This is a genomic window from uncultured Deefgea sp. (assembly GCF_947072475.1).
In the GTDB taxonomy this organism is placed as follows: domain Bacteria; phylum Pseudomonadota; class Gammaproteobacteria; order Burkholderiales; family Chitinibacteraceae; genus Deefgea.
On record NZ_CAMTIA010000001.1, the window covers coordinates 236,545 to 253,610 of the forward strand.

Below are 17,066 nucleotides of genomic sequence, written 5' to 3' on the forward strand. Positions count from 1 at the left end.
CTGACGGCCGCTCTTTGCTCGGTCAGCCGTCCTTGGCCGTGGCTTTAGTCACCCGTTTTGAGCTGCCTTGTCGATTACCGACAGAACAAAGCGATTTTTGGGCCGGCTTATTGATTTTTAAAGGCTGTTAAATCCATCGTCATTAACGCGCCTTTTTTCGGTAGATCGGCGACGACAATCACCGTGCGGGCAGGGCGATGCTGAGGCAATATTTCGCTATACGCACGATTCATCGCCGCAAAATCGTCGACGTTTTTTAAGTACACATGAATTTGCATTACATCATTGAGCGATGCATCGACTGATTCGAGCAGCAATTGAAAGTTCAGCAAAATTTGCTTGGCTTGCGAGTAGGCGTCAGGGCCGGCGAGTTGCCCGGTTTGGCTATCTACGCCGGGCGTTCCTGAGATCATAATCAATGGCCCAGATTGGGCGATATGGCTATATGGCCCAATCGGTTGAAATAAATGTTCAGGGCTAAATGTTTTTATCATCGTGGGCCTGTGGCGCGGTTAATGGCTGCGGGTGATTCTGAGCATTTCTTCAAAGCTACTCACGCCTTCAAGCACACGCGTTGAAGCGTCGCTGCGTAAGCTAGTCATGCCGAGGCTTTCGGCGTAGTTGCGAATGTCTTGCTCGTTGGCCGAGTTATGAATTTGGGTGCGCATGGCTTCATCAACCACGAGTAATTCATGAATCCCGCTGCGGCCACGATAGCCAGTTTGGGCGCAATGTGGGCAGCCCACTGCGCGGTATAAAGTAATGGGCTCTTGGGTATTGACCCCAAGCTCAATTAATTCATCGTGGCTGGCGATATACGGTGCTTTGCAGTCGGTACATAAGCTGCGAACCAAGCGCTGCGCCAAGACGCCGATGGTCGAAGACGCGAGTAAAAATGGCTCAATGCCCATATCCACCAAACGGGTAATGGCGCTGGCGGCATCGTTGGTATGCAAGGTGGCGAGGACTAAATGCCCGGTGAGCGAGGCTTGGACGGCGATTTGCGCGGTTTCCAAATCGCGAATTTCACCAATCATAATAATGTCGGGGTCTTGCCGCAAAATCGCGCGCAGCGCACGAGCAAAACTCATTTCGATGCGGGTATTGACTTGGGTTTGGCCGATGCCGTCTAAGTCGTATTCAATCGGATCTTCCACCGTCATGATATTGCTGTTTTTGGCGTCCATACTGCCCAGCGCCGCGTACAGCGTGGTGGTTTTACCCGAGCCGGTTGGGCCGGTCACCAGCACAATGCCATGTGGCGCGGCGAGTAATTGATTTAATGGTTTCAGCGTCGCATCGCGCATGCCGAGTTTGGCCAGCTCTAAGCGGCCAGCTGATTTGTCGAGTAAACGCAGCACGGCGCGCTCGCCGTGACCGGTGGGTAGGGTTGATACGCGAATATCGACTGGGCGACCGGCAATCCGTAGGTTGATGCGCCCATCTTGCGGCAAGCGTTTTTCGGCAATATCCAGCGCCGCCATCACTTTAATTCGCGACACCAAGGCAGCATGCAGCGCGCGATTGGGCTCGACCACATCACGCAATGTGCCATCAACTCGATAGCGCACGACGGAGCGGGTTTCAAAGGGCTCGATATGAATATCAGACGCATTTTCGCGCAGCGCTTCGGTAAAAATCGCATTAATGAGGCGAATGACCGGGGAGGATTCTTCGGCTTCCATCAGGTCTGACACTTCGGGCATATCTTGAATCAAGCGCGCCAAATCGGCCGATTCTTCGATGTCGTCCACCATATTGATGGCGCTGGTTTTGCCGTTGCCAAAGTGCTGCGTTAAGCGCGCATCAAAGCTGGCTGCCGGCAAGATATGCAATTGCGTCGGGCCGCATTGGCGGCGAACTTCGCCTAATGCCGCAGGGCTCACGCCTTGTCGCAAATAAATCGGGGTGATGCCATCGTGAATCGGGCCGTCAAATAGGCCAAATTCTCGCGCATACATATATGAAACAACGCTCATTAGGAATTGCCATTGGCTAAAGGTGGCGGGGTCAGGCGTAGCACTTGGCCGACTTTAATGTCGTTGTGATTATTGAGCTGATTCCACAGCGCTAAATCCCGCATGCTTTGCCCGTAAAGTAATGAAATTTGATATAAATTATCGCCGTCTTTAACGGTATGCGATTGCGACTGCGCTGCAGTCACTGCGCTTGGCGGTTCGAGCTTGGCTTGCGTTGCAGTAGCAGTAGCAGTAGCAGTAGCAGTTTGTGGCGCGAGCTTGGCTTGCGACTCGGGCTTGACGATGGCACTGCTATTGTCGTTCGTCGGCGTTGCTACGGGTATTGCGTTCACCGATGAGCCATCCGGCGCGCGATCGGGAAGTTGTACTTTAGGCATGTCTTGCAAGAACACATGGCCATCGACTTTGTAATCGCCTTGTTGCTTATGTAAATATTGATAGCGATCATCGGTTAAGCGACTATTTTCGGCACTATCGCGGATCACCACTGGGCGTAAAAACACCATCAGGCTGACTTTTTGCCATTCGCGGCTTTCATACTTAAATAAGTTGCCAATGATGGGTATATCGCCCAAGCCAGGAACCTGATTACCTTTGTTGCCAATACGGTCTTCAATTAATCCGCCAAGTACCACAATCTGCCCATCATCGACCAAGACTTTGGTTTCAATCGTGCGCATTTTGGTCGCCAAACCGGCCCCGGCAGTATTCACCGAGTTATCAATGCTCGAGACTTCTTGATACACATTGAGCGTAATCACGCCGCCTTCGGACACTTGCGGGCGAACGCGCAGTTTAATCCCGATGTCTTTGCGTTCCACTGTCACAAATGGATTGGTGTTATTGGTGCTCGACGATTGCGAGCCGGTAATAATTGGGATGTTTTGCCCGACGGTGATTTTGGCTTCTTCGTTGTCCAATGTGAGCAAATTGGGCGTGGATAACACATTGCCGTTGCCGCTGCTTTGTAAGGCCGAAGCCAGTAGCCCTAAGCTGGCGCTGCCATTGCGTGGGTCACCATTAAAAATACCCAAAGTCAGTCCGGCAGGAATCCCGGCTGGGGTTTTGTTAATGATGTTGCCGATGATATTGCCCAAGCCGCCACTGCCGGGGTTGAGATTGGTCACGCCCCCCGCGCCGATTTTGTCATTCCCGCCGGCCAATAACCATTGAAAACCAAATTCAGAGAGTTTGGATAAATTCACTTCGGCAATCATCGCTTCGACATAAATTTGCGAGCGGCGAACGTCGAGTTTTTCAATCACCGCGCGCAAATTATTATAAATATTTTGCGGCGCAGTAATGATTAAAGCATTGGTGGTGCTATCGGCCTGAATTCGAACTGTAGCGCCGGCAATCTGCACATTGGTCGCGGTATTGGTATTCACCGGATTAAAATTATTGCCACCGCTATTGGTTCCGCCATTGCTGCTATTGGTGTTGGCACTGTTATTGCTGTTTTGATTGGCATTTGTATTCATGCCAGATGAATCTTCTTGCCCAGTCAAAATGCCTTTGAGTGTCGCGGCTAATTTAGTTGCTTCGGCATTTTTTAAATACACCACATTAATGGTGCTATCGCTGGTGGCGGCTTCATCCAGATTGGTAATCAGCTGGCGTAATTGGCTGGTTTGCGCGGCATTGAGTGCGCGCACCATTAAGCGATTGCCACGTGGGTCGGGCACTACAATCGAGCGGCGCACGCCGTCATTACTTGGAATCGGCGCGCCGCCAACTTGCACGCTCACTTCAGGCATGAGGCGAGCAATGTTTTGCGCCACATCCAGTGCCGAGGCATTGATTAGCTTGATGGTAAACACGTCGGTGTTTTTTGGCTGATCGATATTGTCGATAATGCGCGACAATCGCCGAATATTGTCGGCGTAGTCGGTAATGACCAAGGTATTGCTGGTGCCCGATTGATACGCGCTAATCAGGCTGCTCGGTGAAGCCAGTGGCCGCAGCATGGTCGCCATTTGATTGGCGCCTTCATTATTGAGGGCAAAAATCTGGGTGATAATTTGCTCGCCATTGGCATTTTCACCGCGAACCAGCGTTTTATTACTCAGCGCTTTGCTATCGGCTTCGAGCTGAATTTTGATCGCGCCATTGGCTTGCACGGTGCTAAATCCAGCTTGCCGCAGCGCCGATTGCAAAATCGGGTAGACCAAGTTTTTGGATACTGGTTGGGTTGAAACAATATTAATGGTGCCTTTAACCCGTGGATCAATAATAAAGTTTTTTCCGGTAATCAGGCTAATGGCTTTAACCGTGGTTTCAATATCGGAATTAATAAAATTGAGCATGACTTTTTCGTCAGCGTCGGCAGCCAATGCCAATTGGCTACATAAAAGTGCGCCAATAATTAATTTTTTCATGGATTCACGGTATAGCTAATGGTTTGAGATTGATCTTGCCGTTGAATTTGCAAAGATAGCTGATTTTGTTGGCTAAATGCCCCGTAGAGCAAAGACAGATCGTCGAGTTTATTGAGTGGACGGCCATTGATGGTTTTAAGAATATCGCCATCGCGTAATTGCAGTACTTGCGCTAATTGTTGTTGATTGGCTTGCTCAACGACAATCCCGCCAGCCGCGCTGGTGCCTAAGCCTTTACTCCAATTGGCTAAATTACCGCCTTGTAACATCCCGGTGAGTTGGCCACGCGTCAAGTTCACCGCAGCCTCATTTTTGCTGGGAGTGGCTTGCGGTGCCGTAGCATGAGCCACTTGTGGCGCAGCCGATTGGCTCAGCGGCATGCTGGCGGCGGGTAAGAAGATTTTTTTCTGTGTGCCGTGCTGTTCGAGCACGATATGGTCATGCTGCGCGGCAATCAATTGGCCGTATGCGCCCACTTGATCGCCGACTTTGACCGCGACCGCGCTGGCTTCTAAGCCATCAATAATCGCGATGCCTTGCGCGCCGGAGACCAAAGCGCGCAAAGAGAGTTGCGTCGCTTCATGGGCTGGCTGGCCAGCGCCCGTGGCAAATAATTTGGCGACGGCATCCGGATTAAACGCCTGGGTTTTGGGCGCAGCTGCGGCCAGTCGCAGCGAGGCCGTGCGCGATTGCGGCTCAAGCCATTGCCAAACCAGGCCGACAAATAGCCAAATAAAGAGCGCGCCTAGCAGGCATTGCACGAACAAAGCGCTGTGTTTTATTGGAAAATGCATAAATCAAATAAGGCAGTAAAGGGATTAAATTTCATATTATTTTCAGTGGTTTAATCCAGATGGTGTGGGCTTGGATCTGTTTATTATTGTGTTGTTTGATGAAGTGCTTATGCCGATCAATCGGGGGTTAAGCATTAAGATGATGCTTGATTTAATGCCTGCGGCGCTTTGAATTAACAATGGGTGGAAATAATAGTTGTCATTTTTGTGAGGTAAACTGGCAACTATCAATCTGGTTTTTCTCGTTGTTCATTTGCAATGATTCACGCTGTATTCATGCTGTGGATAGAAAATTTAACACCTCTGCTCGTAATCGCATAGAAAAATTCATTCAATGCAAGCATTGAATCACAACTAAATGACTGTAATATGGCAATTCTCATTTAATCGACCATTTTTTTGACTGGGGTGGTTCAAACCCCGCAAGCGATACTCGTGACTGCATTTATTTATCAAGCGCTGCCAATTGTGGGTGGCAAAGTACGTCGTGGGCAAATTGACGCCGATTCGCCGCGCCATGCCCGCAGCCTATTGCGCGAGCAAGGCTTGCTGGCCACGCAATTGCAGCCAGCGCAAAATGTTGAGCAACAGTCTGCCCGTTTAAGCCTATCGAGCCAGCAATTGTCCACGCTGACGCGGCAGTTTTCGGCGCTGCTCGATGCCGGTTTAACCATTGACGAGCTGTTGATTGTATTGGGAGAGCAAACCGAGCATCGCAAAACGCAGCAAGTGCTGGCGGGTTTGCGGCAAGACGTGATGGCTGGGATGCCATTGTCGCAAGGTATGGCGCAATTTCCGCGCGTTTTCCCAATGCTGTATCGCACGCTGGTCAAAGCCGGTGAAGAATCGGGCAAGCTTGCTGGCGTGATGCAGCGCTTGGCCGATTACCTTGAGGCGCGGGGCGACTTAAATAGCAAAATTGCGATTGCGTTTATTTATCCGGCGGTGGTGATGCTGGTATCGGCCTTGGTGATTTTAGGCATGCTCACCTGGGTGGTGCCGCAAATGGTGCAAGTGTTTGAGTCGGCCAAACAAACGCTGCCGCTACTGACTCGGGTACTGCTGTGGACGAGCGCGGCGATTCAAAGTATCGGCGGCTGGGTGTTGCTCGCCTTAATGGTGGCCAGTGTGGCGGCGTTTTATGCGCTTAAAAAACCTGAGTTGAAATTACGCTTTCACGTTTGGCGTTTAACATGGCCGCTCTTGGGGTATTTAGATCGCCTGGCCAATACCGCCCGCTTTGCCAGTACCTTGGCGATTTTATCCGGCAGCGGTGTGCCTTTATTAAAGTCACTCGATGCGGCCGAAGGCGTGATGAGCAACCTCAAACTGCAAAGCGCGGTAGCCGAGGTCGCCGCCCAAGTGCGTGAAGGCGTCAGTTTGGCGCGAGCGATGAAAGCGGCAGCGGTGTTTCCGCCTTTATTGCTGCATTTGGTCGCCAGCGGCGAAGCCACCGGGCGTTTGGCATTGATGCTCGATCGGGCGGCGATTGAGCAAACCAAAGAGCTCGATCGCAAAGTCACCGCCTTCACCAGTTTGCTCGGCCCAGTGATGGTCTTAGTGATGGGCGCCGTGGTGATGGTGATTGTAATGGCGATCTTGTTGCCGGTGTTCGAGATGAATCAGTTGGTGAAATAGGAGGTTAGATGCAGCAAGTCGAAATTAGGCATAGCACCATGGCCGATATTGAAGCGATTAATGCGGTGCATGCTGGGCCCAAGGCGTATGCCGGTACATTAGATTTGCCTTATGGCAACCCAACTAAATGGCAAAAAATGTTGAGTGACTTGCCTTTAAGCACGGTGAGTTTAGTTGCGCTGCGAGAGGGGCAGTTGCTCGGTCATTTGATGCTGGGGATTGATCCGCACCTTCGTCGGCGACATATTGCTTGGTTTGGCATTTGGGTTCGCGATGATGCACAAGGGCAAGGCGTTGGTAGTCAGTTACTCGCCGCCGCCATTGATTTAGCCGATAACTGGCAAAATATTCACCGCCTAGAAATTACGGTGTATGTCGACAACGAGGCGGCGATTGCTTTATATCGCAAGTTTGGATTTGAAGTTGAAGGAGAGGGCAAAGACTATGCTTTTCGCGATGGCCGTTATGTGAACGCCTATTACATGGCAAGAATTCGACGTCAGCCGCTTTAGTATGATGTATTGCTTTGAATGTTTGATTTAGTTTGCCTTATGGCTCAATACCCCTGTGGAGTAGAAATGAAAGCAAGTCGTGGTTTTACTTTGATTGAGATTTTAGTGGTGGTTTCGATTTTAGCGATTTTGGGTGCGTTGATTGTGCCCAAAATTATGGATAGACCGAATGAAGCGCGCATTGTCGCTGCCAAGCAAGATGTGTCGTCGATTATGGCGGCGCTTAAATTATATAAATTAGACAACGGTCGCCTGCCGACGACTGAACAAGGCTTAAAAGCCTTGGTGCAAAAGCCAAGTGCAGATCCAGTACCGATGAATTGGAAATCCGGCGGTTACCTCGAGAAAACCCCGAAAGATCCATGGGGCCAAGATTATGTGTATTTAAATCCTGGTGTTCACGGCGAAATTGACGTTTTGAGCTATGGCCCAGAAGGCCAAGCGGGAGCGGATAAGCCCGAGAATTTGATCGGCTCATGGCAATAATGATTTTTGCTACTGCGAACCGCAAATACTGCGTTATTGCTGCGGGGAAAAATCCTCATTTACTTAATGTAAATTCCGGTTTTTCTCCTCGCAATGCCTTGTCTTTGCCGTTCTCGCTACGCAAAATCGGTGCTACTGCGAACCGCAAATCCGGCGTTATTGCTGCGGGGAAAAATCCTCATTTACTTGATGTAAATTCCGGTTTTTCTCACCGCAATGCCTGGTCTTTGCCGTTCTCGCTACGCAAAATTGGTGCGACTGCGAACCGCAAATCCGGCGTTATTGCTGCGGGGAAAAATCCTCATTTACTTGATGTAAATTCCGGTTTTTCTCCTGCCTGGTCTTTGCGATTCTCGCTACGCAAAATCGTTGCTACTACGAACGCAACGATACCTTTAGGAAATTAACTCTCATTGATCGTTCAAAAAAACATGTCATCGGATCGACAGTCGGGTTTCACTCTGCTCGAAATCCTCGTGGTGACGGCGATTATTTTGATTGTCACTAGCGTGACGGTGTTTCATTTTAATCGGGGGGATGGCGCGCAAGTGGCGGCTGAGCGCTTGGTGCTGCAATTTGAAGCGGCGCGCGATGAGGCTTTGGCTAGCGGCCTTACTTTGGCATGGACTAGCGATGGGGCGGCGTATCAGTTTTGGTTTAAAAATCAGCGCCAAGAGTGGGAAGTATTAAAAGATCGTGAAGGTTTACGCACCTTGCCGTGGGCGGAAGGGGTGCACGTTCGCGGGCAAAAAATCAATCAGCAAAATCGCCCTTTGGGTGACAAGATTATTTTCCCCGCCGATGGAGTGATTGAATCTTTTGAACTTGAGCTACAGGGGCGAGATACGCAATGGCAAATCACGGGCGATGTAATGGGACGGTTTAAAGTTCAAGCGGTAGCGGCGCATTGATGGCTCGCCGATCTTGGGGTTTCACCTTGGTGGAAGTATTGATCGCGCTGGCGGTGCTGGGCATTACTTTGGCGGCGGCGGCTAAATTGGTGATGGGCTCAACCGACACCTTAATCACCTATCGCACACGCACATTGGCCAGCTGGGTGGCGAGTAATTTGGTCAATCAACATTTGGCGATGCGGGTGTTTCCAGAAACCGGCTCCACACAAGGGCAAGTGCAGCAAGGCGGGGAGGCGTTTATTTATCGAATGAATGTCAGCCCAACGCCCAATTATAGTTTCCGCCGGATTGAGCTTTTAGTCTCGGTGCCGAGTGACCCTGAGCATGCTTTGGCGCAGCAGGTATTTTATGCTGCGCGGGTGGATTAAGCCGATGGTACGTGGATTTACTTTGCTGGAGGTTTTGGTTGCACTGGCAGTGTTTGCGATCATGAGTTTGATCACCTATCGCGGCGTCAGTATGGTGATTGATACGCGCAGTGCGGTGGTCAGCGAAACACAATATTGGCGCGAGCTCACCTTGGCTTTTGAAAGAATGGAAAGCGATTTAAGCCAAATCGCGCCAAGGCCTTGGCGCGATGCGGCGGGGCGACTCAATCCGCCGCTGCGTAGCGTGAGCCGTAGCGAGGCGCCGGTGGGATTGGAATTTATTCGTTTTGACGGTGATCGAGCGCCATTACATGGAATTTATGAGTGCCAAGATCAGGCGCTGAATCTGAAACTGTATCCACGCGCTGATTTGCAAGCAGGTGATGAGGGCGTGACGCATCAGCTGCTGGCGCAATTAACGCGTTGCGAGATTGACTTTCTCGACGCCAAAAATCAGTGGCGTGCGCAATGGACGGAGGCCAGTAGTCGGCCTCGGGCGATCCGCATTCGGTTGGCTTTTGCGCAGCGCGTAGGCGATTTTGAACGGATTTTTTTACTGCCATGAAGCGCAAAATCAATCCAAACCGCCGAGCCTTTCGGCAAACCGGCGTTGCCATTATCGCCGCCTTGATGGTGGCGGCTTTAGTTGCATCCATCGCAGGCTTATTGATGGTGCGCCAGCAACGGGCGCTACAACAGCTCGAAATCCGTAAAGACACCGCTGAGGCGCGTGCGGCAACATGGTCGGTGCTGCAATTGGTGCGCCTCACCTTACGGGACGATGCTCGAGCGGGCCAGCCCGATCATTTACGTAAGCCGTGGGCGGTACCGATTCCAGAAATTAAAATCGAAAATGGCGCCATGAGTGGTCGCTTGATTGAGCTCAATGGCCGATTTAACTTAGGTAATTTAATCGATCAAAACGGCCAGCCGGTTGCAGCCGCATGGGCAGCTTATCCGCGTTTATTAGCCAATTTAGGTTTGCCGAGTAATTTGGCGGACAACTTGCGCGAATATTTTGCGCTGCATGCAGTGCAGCAGGGCGAAAAGAAAATCTGGCTGCCGCTGATTGATGGCCATGAGTTGGCGAATATAGCGGGGTATACGCCCGAGGTGATGCGTCAGCTTGAGCCCAGTATTGTGACCTTGCCGGTGGCAACGGCACTCAATGTCAATTTTGCTTCGCCTGAAGTGCTCGCCGCTTGGATACCAAAGCTAACCGTATCGGCCGCTGAGCAAGCCCTATCAAAGCGTAGAAGCCAATACTTCAATAGCCCTGCCGATTTAACTGGGCATTTACCCAAGGAAGTTCAAGCTCAAGTACCCGCGCAATTGCTGACAGTAAAAAGCCAATATTTCTGGTCCGAGATGGGCGCGCGATTTGGTAAGGTCTTGATGCAGCACCGCGCATTGCTGGATCGCTCAAAAAGTGACATGCCCGTGGTGCTGTCAGTTCAAAGAATGTATTAAACGGTGAAAGTGCGCCAAATAACGCGAATGAAGTGCGCAATGAGCTGGATCAAGATCGCTTGGTTTTATGCATGTAAGCACAATTACTACGATGGCACTTTCCGCTGAAAAGCCTACAATGGCGGCATTCCTATATCGAGAAGCGCATCATGCAGATTACTGTCGTTAATCACCCTTTGGTCCAACATAAATTGGCTTTAATGCGCGAAGCGGATGTTTCGACCAATAAATTTCGCTTGCTGACTGAAGAGTTAGCGCGTTTGCTGGCTTACGAAGCCACGCGTGATTTGCCACTCGAAGACGTAATGATCAATGGCTGGTGCGGTGAAGTGGCCGTTAAAAAAATCAAAGGCAAAAAACTCACCGTTGTACCTATTTTGCGCGCCGGTTTGGGCATGCTTAACGGCGTGCTCGATTTAGTGCCTTCGGCCAAAATCAGCGTAGTGGGTTTAGCGCGCGATGAAGAAACTTTGCAGCCAGTGCCGTATTTTGAAAAATTCGTTGGCGATTTAGAAGATCGTTTAGCCTTGATTATTGATCCAATGCTGGCCACAGGCGGCTCTTTGGTGGCAACGATCGATATGCTCAAACGCAATGGCTGCAAAGAAATCGTCGCCATCGTGATGGTTGCCGCACCAGAGGGCGTCAAATTGGTGAATGAAAAGCATCCTGATGTGCAGATTGTGACCGCCTCACTCGATTCGCATCTGAATGAGCAAGGCTATATCATTCCGGGCTTGGGTGATGCTGGCGACAAGATTTTCGGTACAATTTCTAAGTAAGTCGTACTTGGCGTGGCAAAACACAGGTTTTTGCTTCTTGCCTTACTCGTACCGCACTAGGCCTCTACTGGCCATGCTGCAATATTAAATTTAGACCTATTAATAAAATCAATGACGGCACGCGAACATGAATCATGTCAGCGTGACCGCTTGGGGAGAAATCATGTTTTCCGAAGTAAAACAATTTATATCTGGGGCACAAATTTTATTTGTCGCCTTTGGCGCGCTGGTGCTGGTGCCACTTTTGACCGGGCTTAATCCGGCGATGGCGCTACTCGGTGCCGGTGTCGGAACTTTGATGTTTCAGTTGATTACTCGTCGGCAAGTGCCGATTTTTTTAGGTTCGTCATTTGCTTTTATCGGCCCAATTATTTTTGCCATGCAAACTTGGGGGCAGGCCGCTACGCAGTTCGGTTTATTCTTTGCTGGGTTTATGTATTTCATCATCGCCGGTTTGATTAAATGGCGCGGCATGGGCTTTATCCATAAATTGCTGCCACCCGTAGTGATTGGTCCGGTGATTATGGTGATTGGCTTGTCGGTGGCGGTCGCGGCTTCTGGCATGGCGATGGGGCAGGGCGGCGGTAAGCAGCTGGTGCCTTACGGCGTGTCGTTATTTCTAGCGGCTTTGTCGTTGGCAACGACGATTACGGTGTCGGTATTTGCTGGCGGTATGTTGCGCTTGGTGCCGATTTTATCCGGCGTGGTGGTGGGTTATGTTGCGGCTATCTTTTTAGGGGTGGTTGATTTGTCGAGCATTGCCGCAGCGCCATGGTTTGCAATGCCGCATTTTGTGACGCCTGAAGTCAATTGGGCCGCGGCTTTGTTTATGTTGCCAGTGGCGATTGCGCCAACGATTGAGCATATCGGCGCGGTGATGGCGGTAGGTAAAGTTACAGGAACAGATTACACGGTGAAGCCCGGTTTGCACCGCACTTTAGCCGGTGATGGTTTCGGCGTGTGTTTTGCCGGTATGGTCGGTGGCCCACCCATTACGACGTATTCTGAAGTGACTGGTGCTCTGATGATTACGCGTAATTTTAATCCGGTGATCATGACCTACGCGGCAGTTTTGGCGGTGATTTTGGCGTTCTTTGGCAAATTTAATGCGATTTTGGTGTCGATTCCATTGCCAGTAATGGGCGGTATTATGGTGCTGTTGTTCGGTACGATTGCCTCAATTGGTTTGAAAACCTTGATCGACAGTAAGCTCGACTTAATGGCACCACGTAATTTAGTGATTGTGTCGGTGGTGCTCACTTGTGGTATCGGCGGTTTGATGGTGCAAGTGGGTAATTTCAACTTGGCCGGTGTGGGCTTGGTGAGCGTATTGGCGATTGCTTTAAATCTATTGCTGCCAGCCGATAAGCACCACGATGGGATTGTTGAAGGGCAAGATATTTAAGGGTATTGCTGTCTAAACCTTGAATTTTATGACTTAGATTGAAATACCCAAGGCCGCTATTGCGCTAGTTGCGATAGCGGTTTTTTTGTGTCTGTCGTTTATGCAAAGTAGGGCGGTGTTTAATCGACAATAAACAGCGTGGCACCGAGTCGGGTAGAGGAGCGATGGGCTTCAGCGAAATCTGCCACTTGATAACTATGGCCTGCGCTCAGTGTAAAACTGCGGCCGTCTTCAAGTTCGGTCATTAATTCACCGGCTAAGCACAATAAAATATGCCCTTTGTTGCACCAATGATCGGCGAGATAGCCTGCGCTATATTCGACCATTCGCACTCGAATCGCATCAAATTGCTGGGTACGCCAATACGCCATCCCTGTGATGCCGGGGTGTGCGGTTTTTTCGATATTGGCCCAGTCGGTAACGCCAAAAGGAATATTTGCGATTTGCATGGCATGATTCTCATTCCAATAATGGCCACTTTATACCACGCGCTGCGATAGAGAAGGCAGTGAGCGCGTTGATTTGGTAGAATCGCTACTTATAAAAGACAACTCCAGAGTTTGAGCCGCAATGAGTGAAAAAATGAGCCCTGCAGCGAGTGCAGAAACCGCACCTGTAAACAGTAATTTTATCCGCCAAATCATTGATGCCGATCTAGCCAGCGGCAAGCACACCGCGGTGCAGACGCGCTTTCCGCCTGAGCCAAACGGCTATTTGCACATCGGCCACGCTAAATCGATTTGCCTCAATTTTGGCATCGCGCAAGATTACAACGGTCTGTGCAATTTGCGCATGGATGACACCAATCCAGAAAAAGAAAACGATGAATACGCCAAGGCGATTGAAGACGACGTGCGCTGGTTGGGTTTTGCCTGGAATGGCGATGTGCGCCACTCCTCAGATTATTTTGAGCAGCTTTACGGCTACGCCGTTGAGTTGATCAACGCTGGCAAAGCGTATGTGTGTGAATTAAATGCCGACCAAATGCGCGACTACCGTGGCGATTTTCAAAAGCCCGGCCGCAACAGCCCGTTCCGTGAGCGCACGCCAGCAGAAAACTTAGATTTATTCACGCGCATGCGTGCTGGCGAATTTGCTGACGGTAGCAAAACGCTGCGCGTTAAAATCGATATGCAATCGCCAAACTTAAATTTGCGCGATCCAGTGATCTATCGCATTAAACGTGCGACGCATATTAAGACTGGCGATAGCTGGTGCATTTATCCGATGTATGACTACACACACTGCATCTCTGATGCCTTAGAGGGCATTACCCACAGTTTGTGTACTTTGGAATTTGAAGATCACCGTCCGCTCTACGACTGGGTGCTCGACAATATCAGCTTGGAATGCCATCCACAGCAGATCGAATTCTCGCGCCTTGAATTGCTGTATTCGATCACATCGAAGCGCAAACTCAATCAATTGGTGACCGGCAATTTTGTTTCGGGTTGGGACGATCCACGCATGACGACGATTAGCGGCATGCGTCGCCGTGGTTATAGCCCTGAAGGCATCCGTTTGTTTGCGCAGCGCATTGGCGTTTCTAAAGGCGAAAACATCATTGATTTCACCACGCTTGAAGGCGCGGTGCGCGAGCAGCTTGAAGGCAGTAGCCCACGCGTGATGGCGGTTTTAAATCCACTTAAAGTCACGTTAACTAATTTTGAAGCGGGCGTAACCGGTTCGCGTAGTGCGCCGTTCCATCCGCATCACGAAGAATTTGGCGAGCGTGAAATCCCGATTGCGCGTGAAATCTGGATCGAGCAAGACGACTTTGCTGAAGTACCACCCAAAGGCTGGCAACGTCTGACCGTTGGCTCGGAAGTGCGATTGCGTTATTCCTACGTGATTAAGTGTGATGAAGTGGTGAAAGACGCGAGCGGCAAAGTGATTGAGCTGCGTTGCAGTTTGGATACCGAAACGCTAGGCAAAAACCCAGAAGGCCGCAAAGTCAAAGGCGTGATCCACTGGATTTCTGCTGAGCACGCCGTGCCAGCAACGGTGAATCTGTACGAGCGTCTGTTTACCGAAGCGCGCCCTGATGCGGTGCGTGGTGACGATGGCCAGTATGTTGATTTCACCCAATTTATCAATCCTGAGTCGCTGACTTCCATCACTGCGTATGTCGAAAGCTGCGTAGTGAATGCGGCACCAGAAACCCGTTATCAGTTCGAGCGTTTGGGTTATTTCATTACCGATCGTCATCTGCATCAAGCGGGTGGCACGCCAGTGTTTAACCGCACGGTGACGCTGAAAGACAGTTGGGCGAAGTAATTAGGTCAGCGTACTGTAGGTCGGGTTAGCTTAAGGCGTACCCGACGTTTGCGATGCTGGGTTAGGCGAAGGTTGAGCTCGACGCTGTCGGGTTACGCTACGCTAACCCAACTTACTATCTCTAATATTTCTAATACTTTTGGAACTCAGATGAAATCAATGCTTGTCTTGCTGCTGGCCGCTTTGAGTAGCACCGCAATGGCTGAAACAGCCTCACCTGTGATTTACACCGGTAAAGTCGGTAGTGCGCCGGTGCAAGTGGCTTTTGATTATTTGAAAGATCGGGTGGCCAATGAGTATGGGATTGGCGAGTATCGCGAACTGCTGATTCAGCAAAAATCAGCCAGTGCCGAAGACACCAAAAAAGTCAGCTTGGCATTGCAAATGCAAGGACTGCTGGATGATGCAGTGAAAGCGCAGCGCTATCAATTTGCGCTTCACTTTAATGATGAATTGAATGTGTGGTTAATCGACAGCGTAAAACAAGATTGGCAATGTCGACGTGCTGCGAGTAAAGGCTGGACGCAAAAACCCTGCCAATAAAACACGAGATTGGCCGCGTTGTCGTAGCGGAGTAATTCGACAAACTGGGGGGTAACCCCCGTTTTTATTGCTATCGTTTTTGACCGAGTTGAGCTCATATCAATGAATACAAACGCCGCGCAAGTGCCAAAAGTGAGTCATTTGTTTCGCAATTTTTGGCAATTGGCCAAACCCTATTGGGTATCAGAAGAAAAATATCGAGCTTGGGGCTTATTGGCGCTGATTATTGCGCTATCGCTCGGCATGGTGTTTATGAATGTGCAGTTTAATAGCTGGTACAAAGAGTTTTACGACACGATGCAAAACCTCGATAAAAAGGGTTTTGAGCAGGCTTTATATAAATTTGGTTATTTGGCGTTTATCTATATCGTGATTGCGGTATACGCGATGTGGTTTCAGCAAATGCTGGAGATTCGTTGGCGACGCTGGGCAACGGTGCATTTTACGGCGCGCTGGCTGGCGGATAATAATTTTTACCGGATTCAATTAACTGATCAAGGTACGGACAATCCAGATCAGCGGATCGCCGAAGATGTGGGGCAGTTTATTTCGATTTCGCTGTCTTTATCTTTGGGCTTGTTGCGAGCATTGGTCACACTGGTGTCATTTATTGGTATTTTGTGGACGCTATCGGGGCCGATTAGCTTTATGCTGGCGGGCTCAGAGGTCACCATTCATGGCTATATGGTCTGGGTGGCGCTTATTTATGCCGTCATTGGCTCGTTGATTACCGTGCTATTGGGTCGGCCTTTGGTGAGTTTGAATTTCTTGCAGCAACGCTTTGAAGCGGATTTTCGTTTTGGCTTGATTCGCGTGCGCGAAAACGCCGAGTCGATTGCTTTATATCATGGCGATCAAGAAGAGCAGCAGCGCTTATCGCAGCGATTTAATGCGGTAGTGGGCAATTTTTGGGCCTTGATGCGCCGAAATAAAAAACTCACTTGGTTTACGTCGTTTTGGGGACAATTGGCGATTATCTTTCCGCTGATTGTTGCTGCGCCACGCTTTTTTGCCAAAGAAATTTCTTTTGGCGGCTTAATGCAGATTAATTCGGCCTTTGGCCAGGTGTATGGCGCTTTGGATTTTGTCATCGGCAGCTTTAGCACCTTGGCCAATTGGAAAGCCATTATTGATCGTTTGTCGACCTTTGAAACCAGTTTGCAAGCGGCACAAGCCTTGCCCCGTTTGGCGGTGAAAACCAAAGAAGAGGGCATTGAGTGGCGGCAGATTTGCGTTAGTAAACCCAATGGTCAGTTGCTGATTGATCGTTTGAATTTGCAATTGCGGGCGGGTGATTCAGTGTTGATTCGAGGGGCTTCGGGCTCAGGTAAGTCGAGTTTATTGCGAACCTTAGCTGGGCTGTGGCCTTATGCTTCGGGTGAATTGGCGATGCCGCAGACGACGCAAACCTTATTTCTTTCGCAAAAACCCTATATGCCATTGGGCACCTTGCGCGCCGCCCTGTATTACCCACAAGCGGCAAGACACGAAGACGCCACGTTGGCCGATTTGCTTGAATT

General features: G+C 50.1%; 18 protein-coding genes. 13 read left to right on the top strand and 5 right to left on the bottom strand.

What is annotated here, in order from left to right:
• Positions 1-107: 107 nt before the first annotated feature.
• The 4 genes from Q0V82_RS01115 to Q0V82_RS01130 are packed head-to-tail and all read right to left on the bottom strand — an operon-like array spanning position 108 to position 5,151.
• The gene (locus Q0V82_RS01115) at positions 108-494 is read right to left on the bottom strand and encodes a RidA family protein (RefSeq protein WP_297571983.1); all 387 of its coding nucleotides are present in this window, start codon (positions 492-494) and stop codon (positions 108-110) included.
• Positions 495-512: 18 nt separating this feature from the next.
• Entirely contained in the window at positions 513-1,979 is a 1,467-nt protein-coding gene (gene gspE, locus Q0V82_RS01120; protein ID WP_297571985.1) for a type II secretion system ATPase GspE, read from the bottom strand.
• The gene (gene gspD / locus Q0V82_RS01125; protein WP_297571986.1) at positions 1,979-4,357 is read right to left on the bottom strand and encodes a type II secretion system secretin GspD; all 2,379 of its coding nucleotides are present in this window, start codon (positions 4,355-4,357) and stop codon (positions 1,979-1,981) included. The genes gspE and gspD overlap by 1 nt, the downstream gene beginning before the upstream one ends.
• Complete coding sequence (locus Q0V82_RS01130; RefSeq protein WP_297571987.1) at positions 4,354-5,151, bottom strand: type II secretion system protein N; 798 nt, start codon at positions 5,149-5,151, stop codon at positions 4,354-4,356. The genes gspD and Q0V82_RS01130 overlap by 4 nt, the downstream gene beginning before the upstream one ends.
• 435 nt (positions 5,152-5,586) lie before the next feature.
• On the opposite strand from Q0V82_RS01130, the gene gspF reads away from it, so the two are divergent.
• From gspF to Q0V82_RS01180, 10 genes are all read left to right on the top strand, one after another.
• Complete coding sequence (gene gspF, locus Q0V82_RS01135) at positions 5,587-6,789, top strand: type II secretion system inner membrane protein GspF (protein WP_297571989.1); 1,203 nt, start codon at positions 5,587-5,589, stop codon at positions 6,787-6,789.
• Positions 6,790-6,797: 8 nt separating this feature from the next.
• Positions 6,798-7,301: a GNAT family N-acetyltransferase gene (locus Q0V82_RS01140; protein ID WP_297571990.1), complete on the top strand. Its 504-nt coding sequence runs from the start codon at positions 6,798-6,800 to the stop codon at positions 7,299-7,301.
• Positions 7,302-7,367: 66 nt separating this feature from the next.
• Complete coding sequence (gene gspG, locus Q0V82_RS01145; RefSeq protein WP_374758510.1) at positions 7,368-7,787, top strand: type II secretion system major pseudopilin GspG; 420 nt, start codon at positions 7,368-7,370, stop codon at positions 7,785-7,787.
• Positions 7,778-8,194, top strand: a complete 417-nt coding sequence (locus tag Q0V82_RS01150) for a hypothetical protein (protein ID WP_297571994.1) — start codon at positions 7,778-7,780, stop codon at positions 8,192-8,194. Before gspG ends, Q0V82_RS01150 begins: the two co-directional genes overlap by 10 nt.
• 24 nt (positions 8,195-8,218) lie before the next feature.
• Entirely contained in the window at positions 8,219-8,698 is a 480-nt protein-coding gene (locus tag Q0V82_RS01155) for a GspH/FimT family pseudopilin (RefSeq protein ID WP_297571996.1), read from the top strand.
• Positions 8,698-9,069 carry a type II secretion system minor pseudopilin GspI gene (gene gspI, locus Q0V82_RS01160; protein WP_297571998.1) on the top strand — a complete coding sequence of 124 codons (372 nt, stop codon included), beginning with the start codon at positions 8,698-8,700 and terminating at the stop codon, positions 9,067-9,069. The genes Q0V82_RS01155 and gspI overlap by 1 nt, the downstream gene beginning before the upstream one ends.
• Before the next feature lie 4 nt (positions 9,070-9,073).
• Entirely contained in the window at positions 9,074-9,634 is a 561-nt protein-coding gene (gene gspJ / locus Q0V82_RS01165; RefSeq protein ID WP_297572000.1) for a type II secretion system minor pseudopilin GspJ, read from the top strand.
• Positions 9,631-10,539: a type II secretion system minor pseudopilin GspK gene (gene gspK, locus Q0V82_RS01170; protein WP_297572001.1), complete on the top strand. Its 909-nt coding sequence runs from the start codon at positions 9,631-9,633 to the stop codon at positions 10,537-10,539. Before gspJ ends, gspK begins: the two co-directional genes overlap by 4 nt.
• Before the next feature lie 149 nt (positions 10,540-10,688).
• Positions 10,689-11,321 carry a uracil phosphoribosyltransferase gene (upp, locus tag Q0V82_RS01175; RefSeq protein WP_297572002.1) on the top strand — a complete coding sequence of 211 codons (633 nt, stop codon included), beginning with the start codon at positions 10,689-10,691 and terminating at the stop codon, positions 11,319-11,321.
• Between the two features lie 163 nt (positions 11,322-11,484).
• A complete protein-coding gene (locus tag Q0V82_RS01180) occupies positions 11,485-12,726 on the top strand; it encodes a uracil-xanthine permease family protein (RefSeq protein ID WP_297572013.1) in 1,242 nt (413 codons plus the stop codon).
• A gap of 119 nt (positions 12,727-12,845) precedes the next feature.
• Here the strand turns inward: Q0V82_RS01180 and Q0V82_RS01185 are convergent, their stop codons facing one another.
• Positions 12,846-13,175, bottom strand: coding sequence for a DHCW motif cupin fold protein (locus tag Q0V82_RS01185; RefSeq protein ID WP_297572003.1), 330 nt, complete (start codon positions 13,173-13,175; stop codon positions 12,846-12,848).
• 121 nt (positions 13,176-13,296) lie between these two features.
• Between Q0V82_RS01185 and Q0V82_RS01190 the strand changes: the two genes are divergently transcribed.
• From Q0V82_RS01190 to Q0V82_RS01200, 3 genes are all read left to right on the top strand, one after another.
• Complete coding sequence (locus Q0V82_RS01190; protein WP_297572004.1) at positions 13,297-15,003, top strand: glutamine--tRNA ligase/YqeY domain fusion protein; 1,707 nt, start codon at positions 13,297-13,299, stop codon at positions 15,001-15,003.
• A gap of 150 nt (positions 15,004-15,153) precedes the next feature.
• A complete protein-coding gene (locus Q0V82_RS01195; RefSeq protein WP_297572005.1) occupies positions 15,154-15,546 on the top strand; it encodes a hypothetical protein in 393 nt (130 codons plus the stop codon).
• A gap of 102 nt (positions 15,547-15,648) precedes the next feature.
• A partial coding sequence (locus Q0V82_RS01200; protein ID WP_297572007.1) for an ABC transporter ATP-binding protein/permease occupies positions 15,649-17,066 on the top strand: 1,418 nt, incomplete at its 3' end.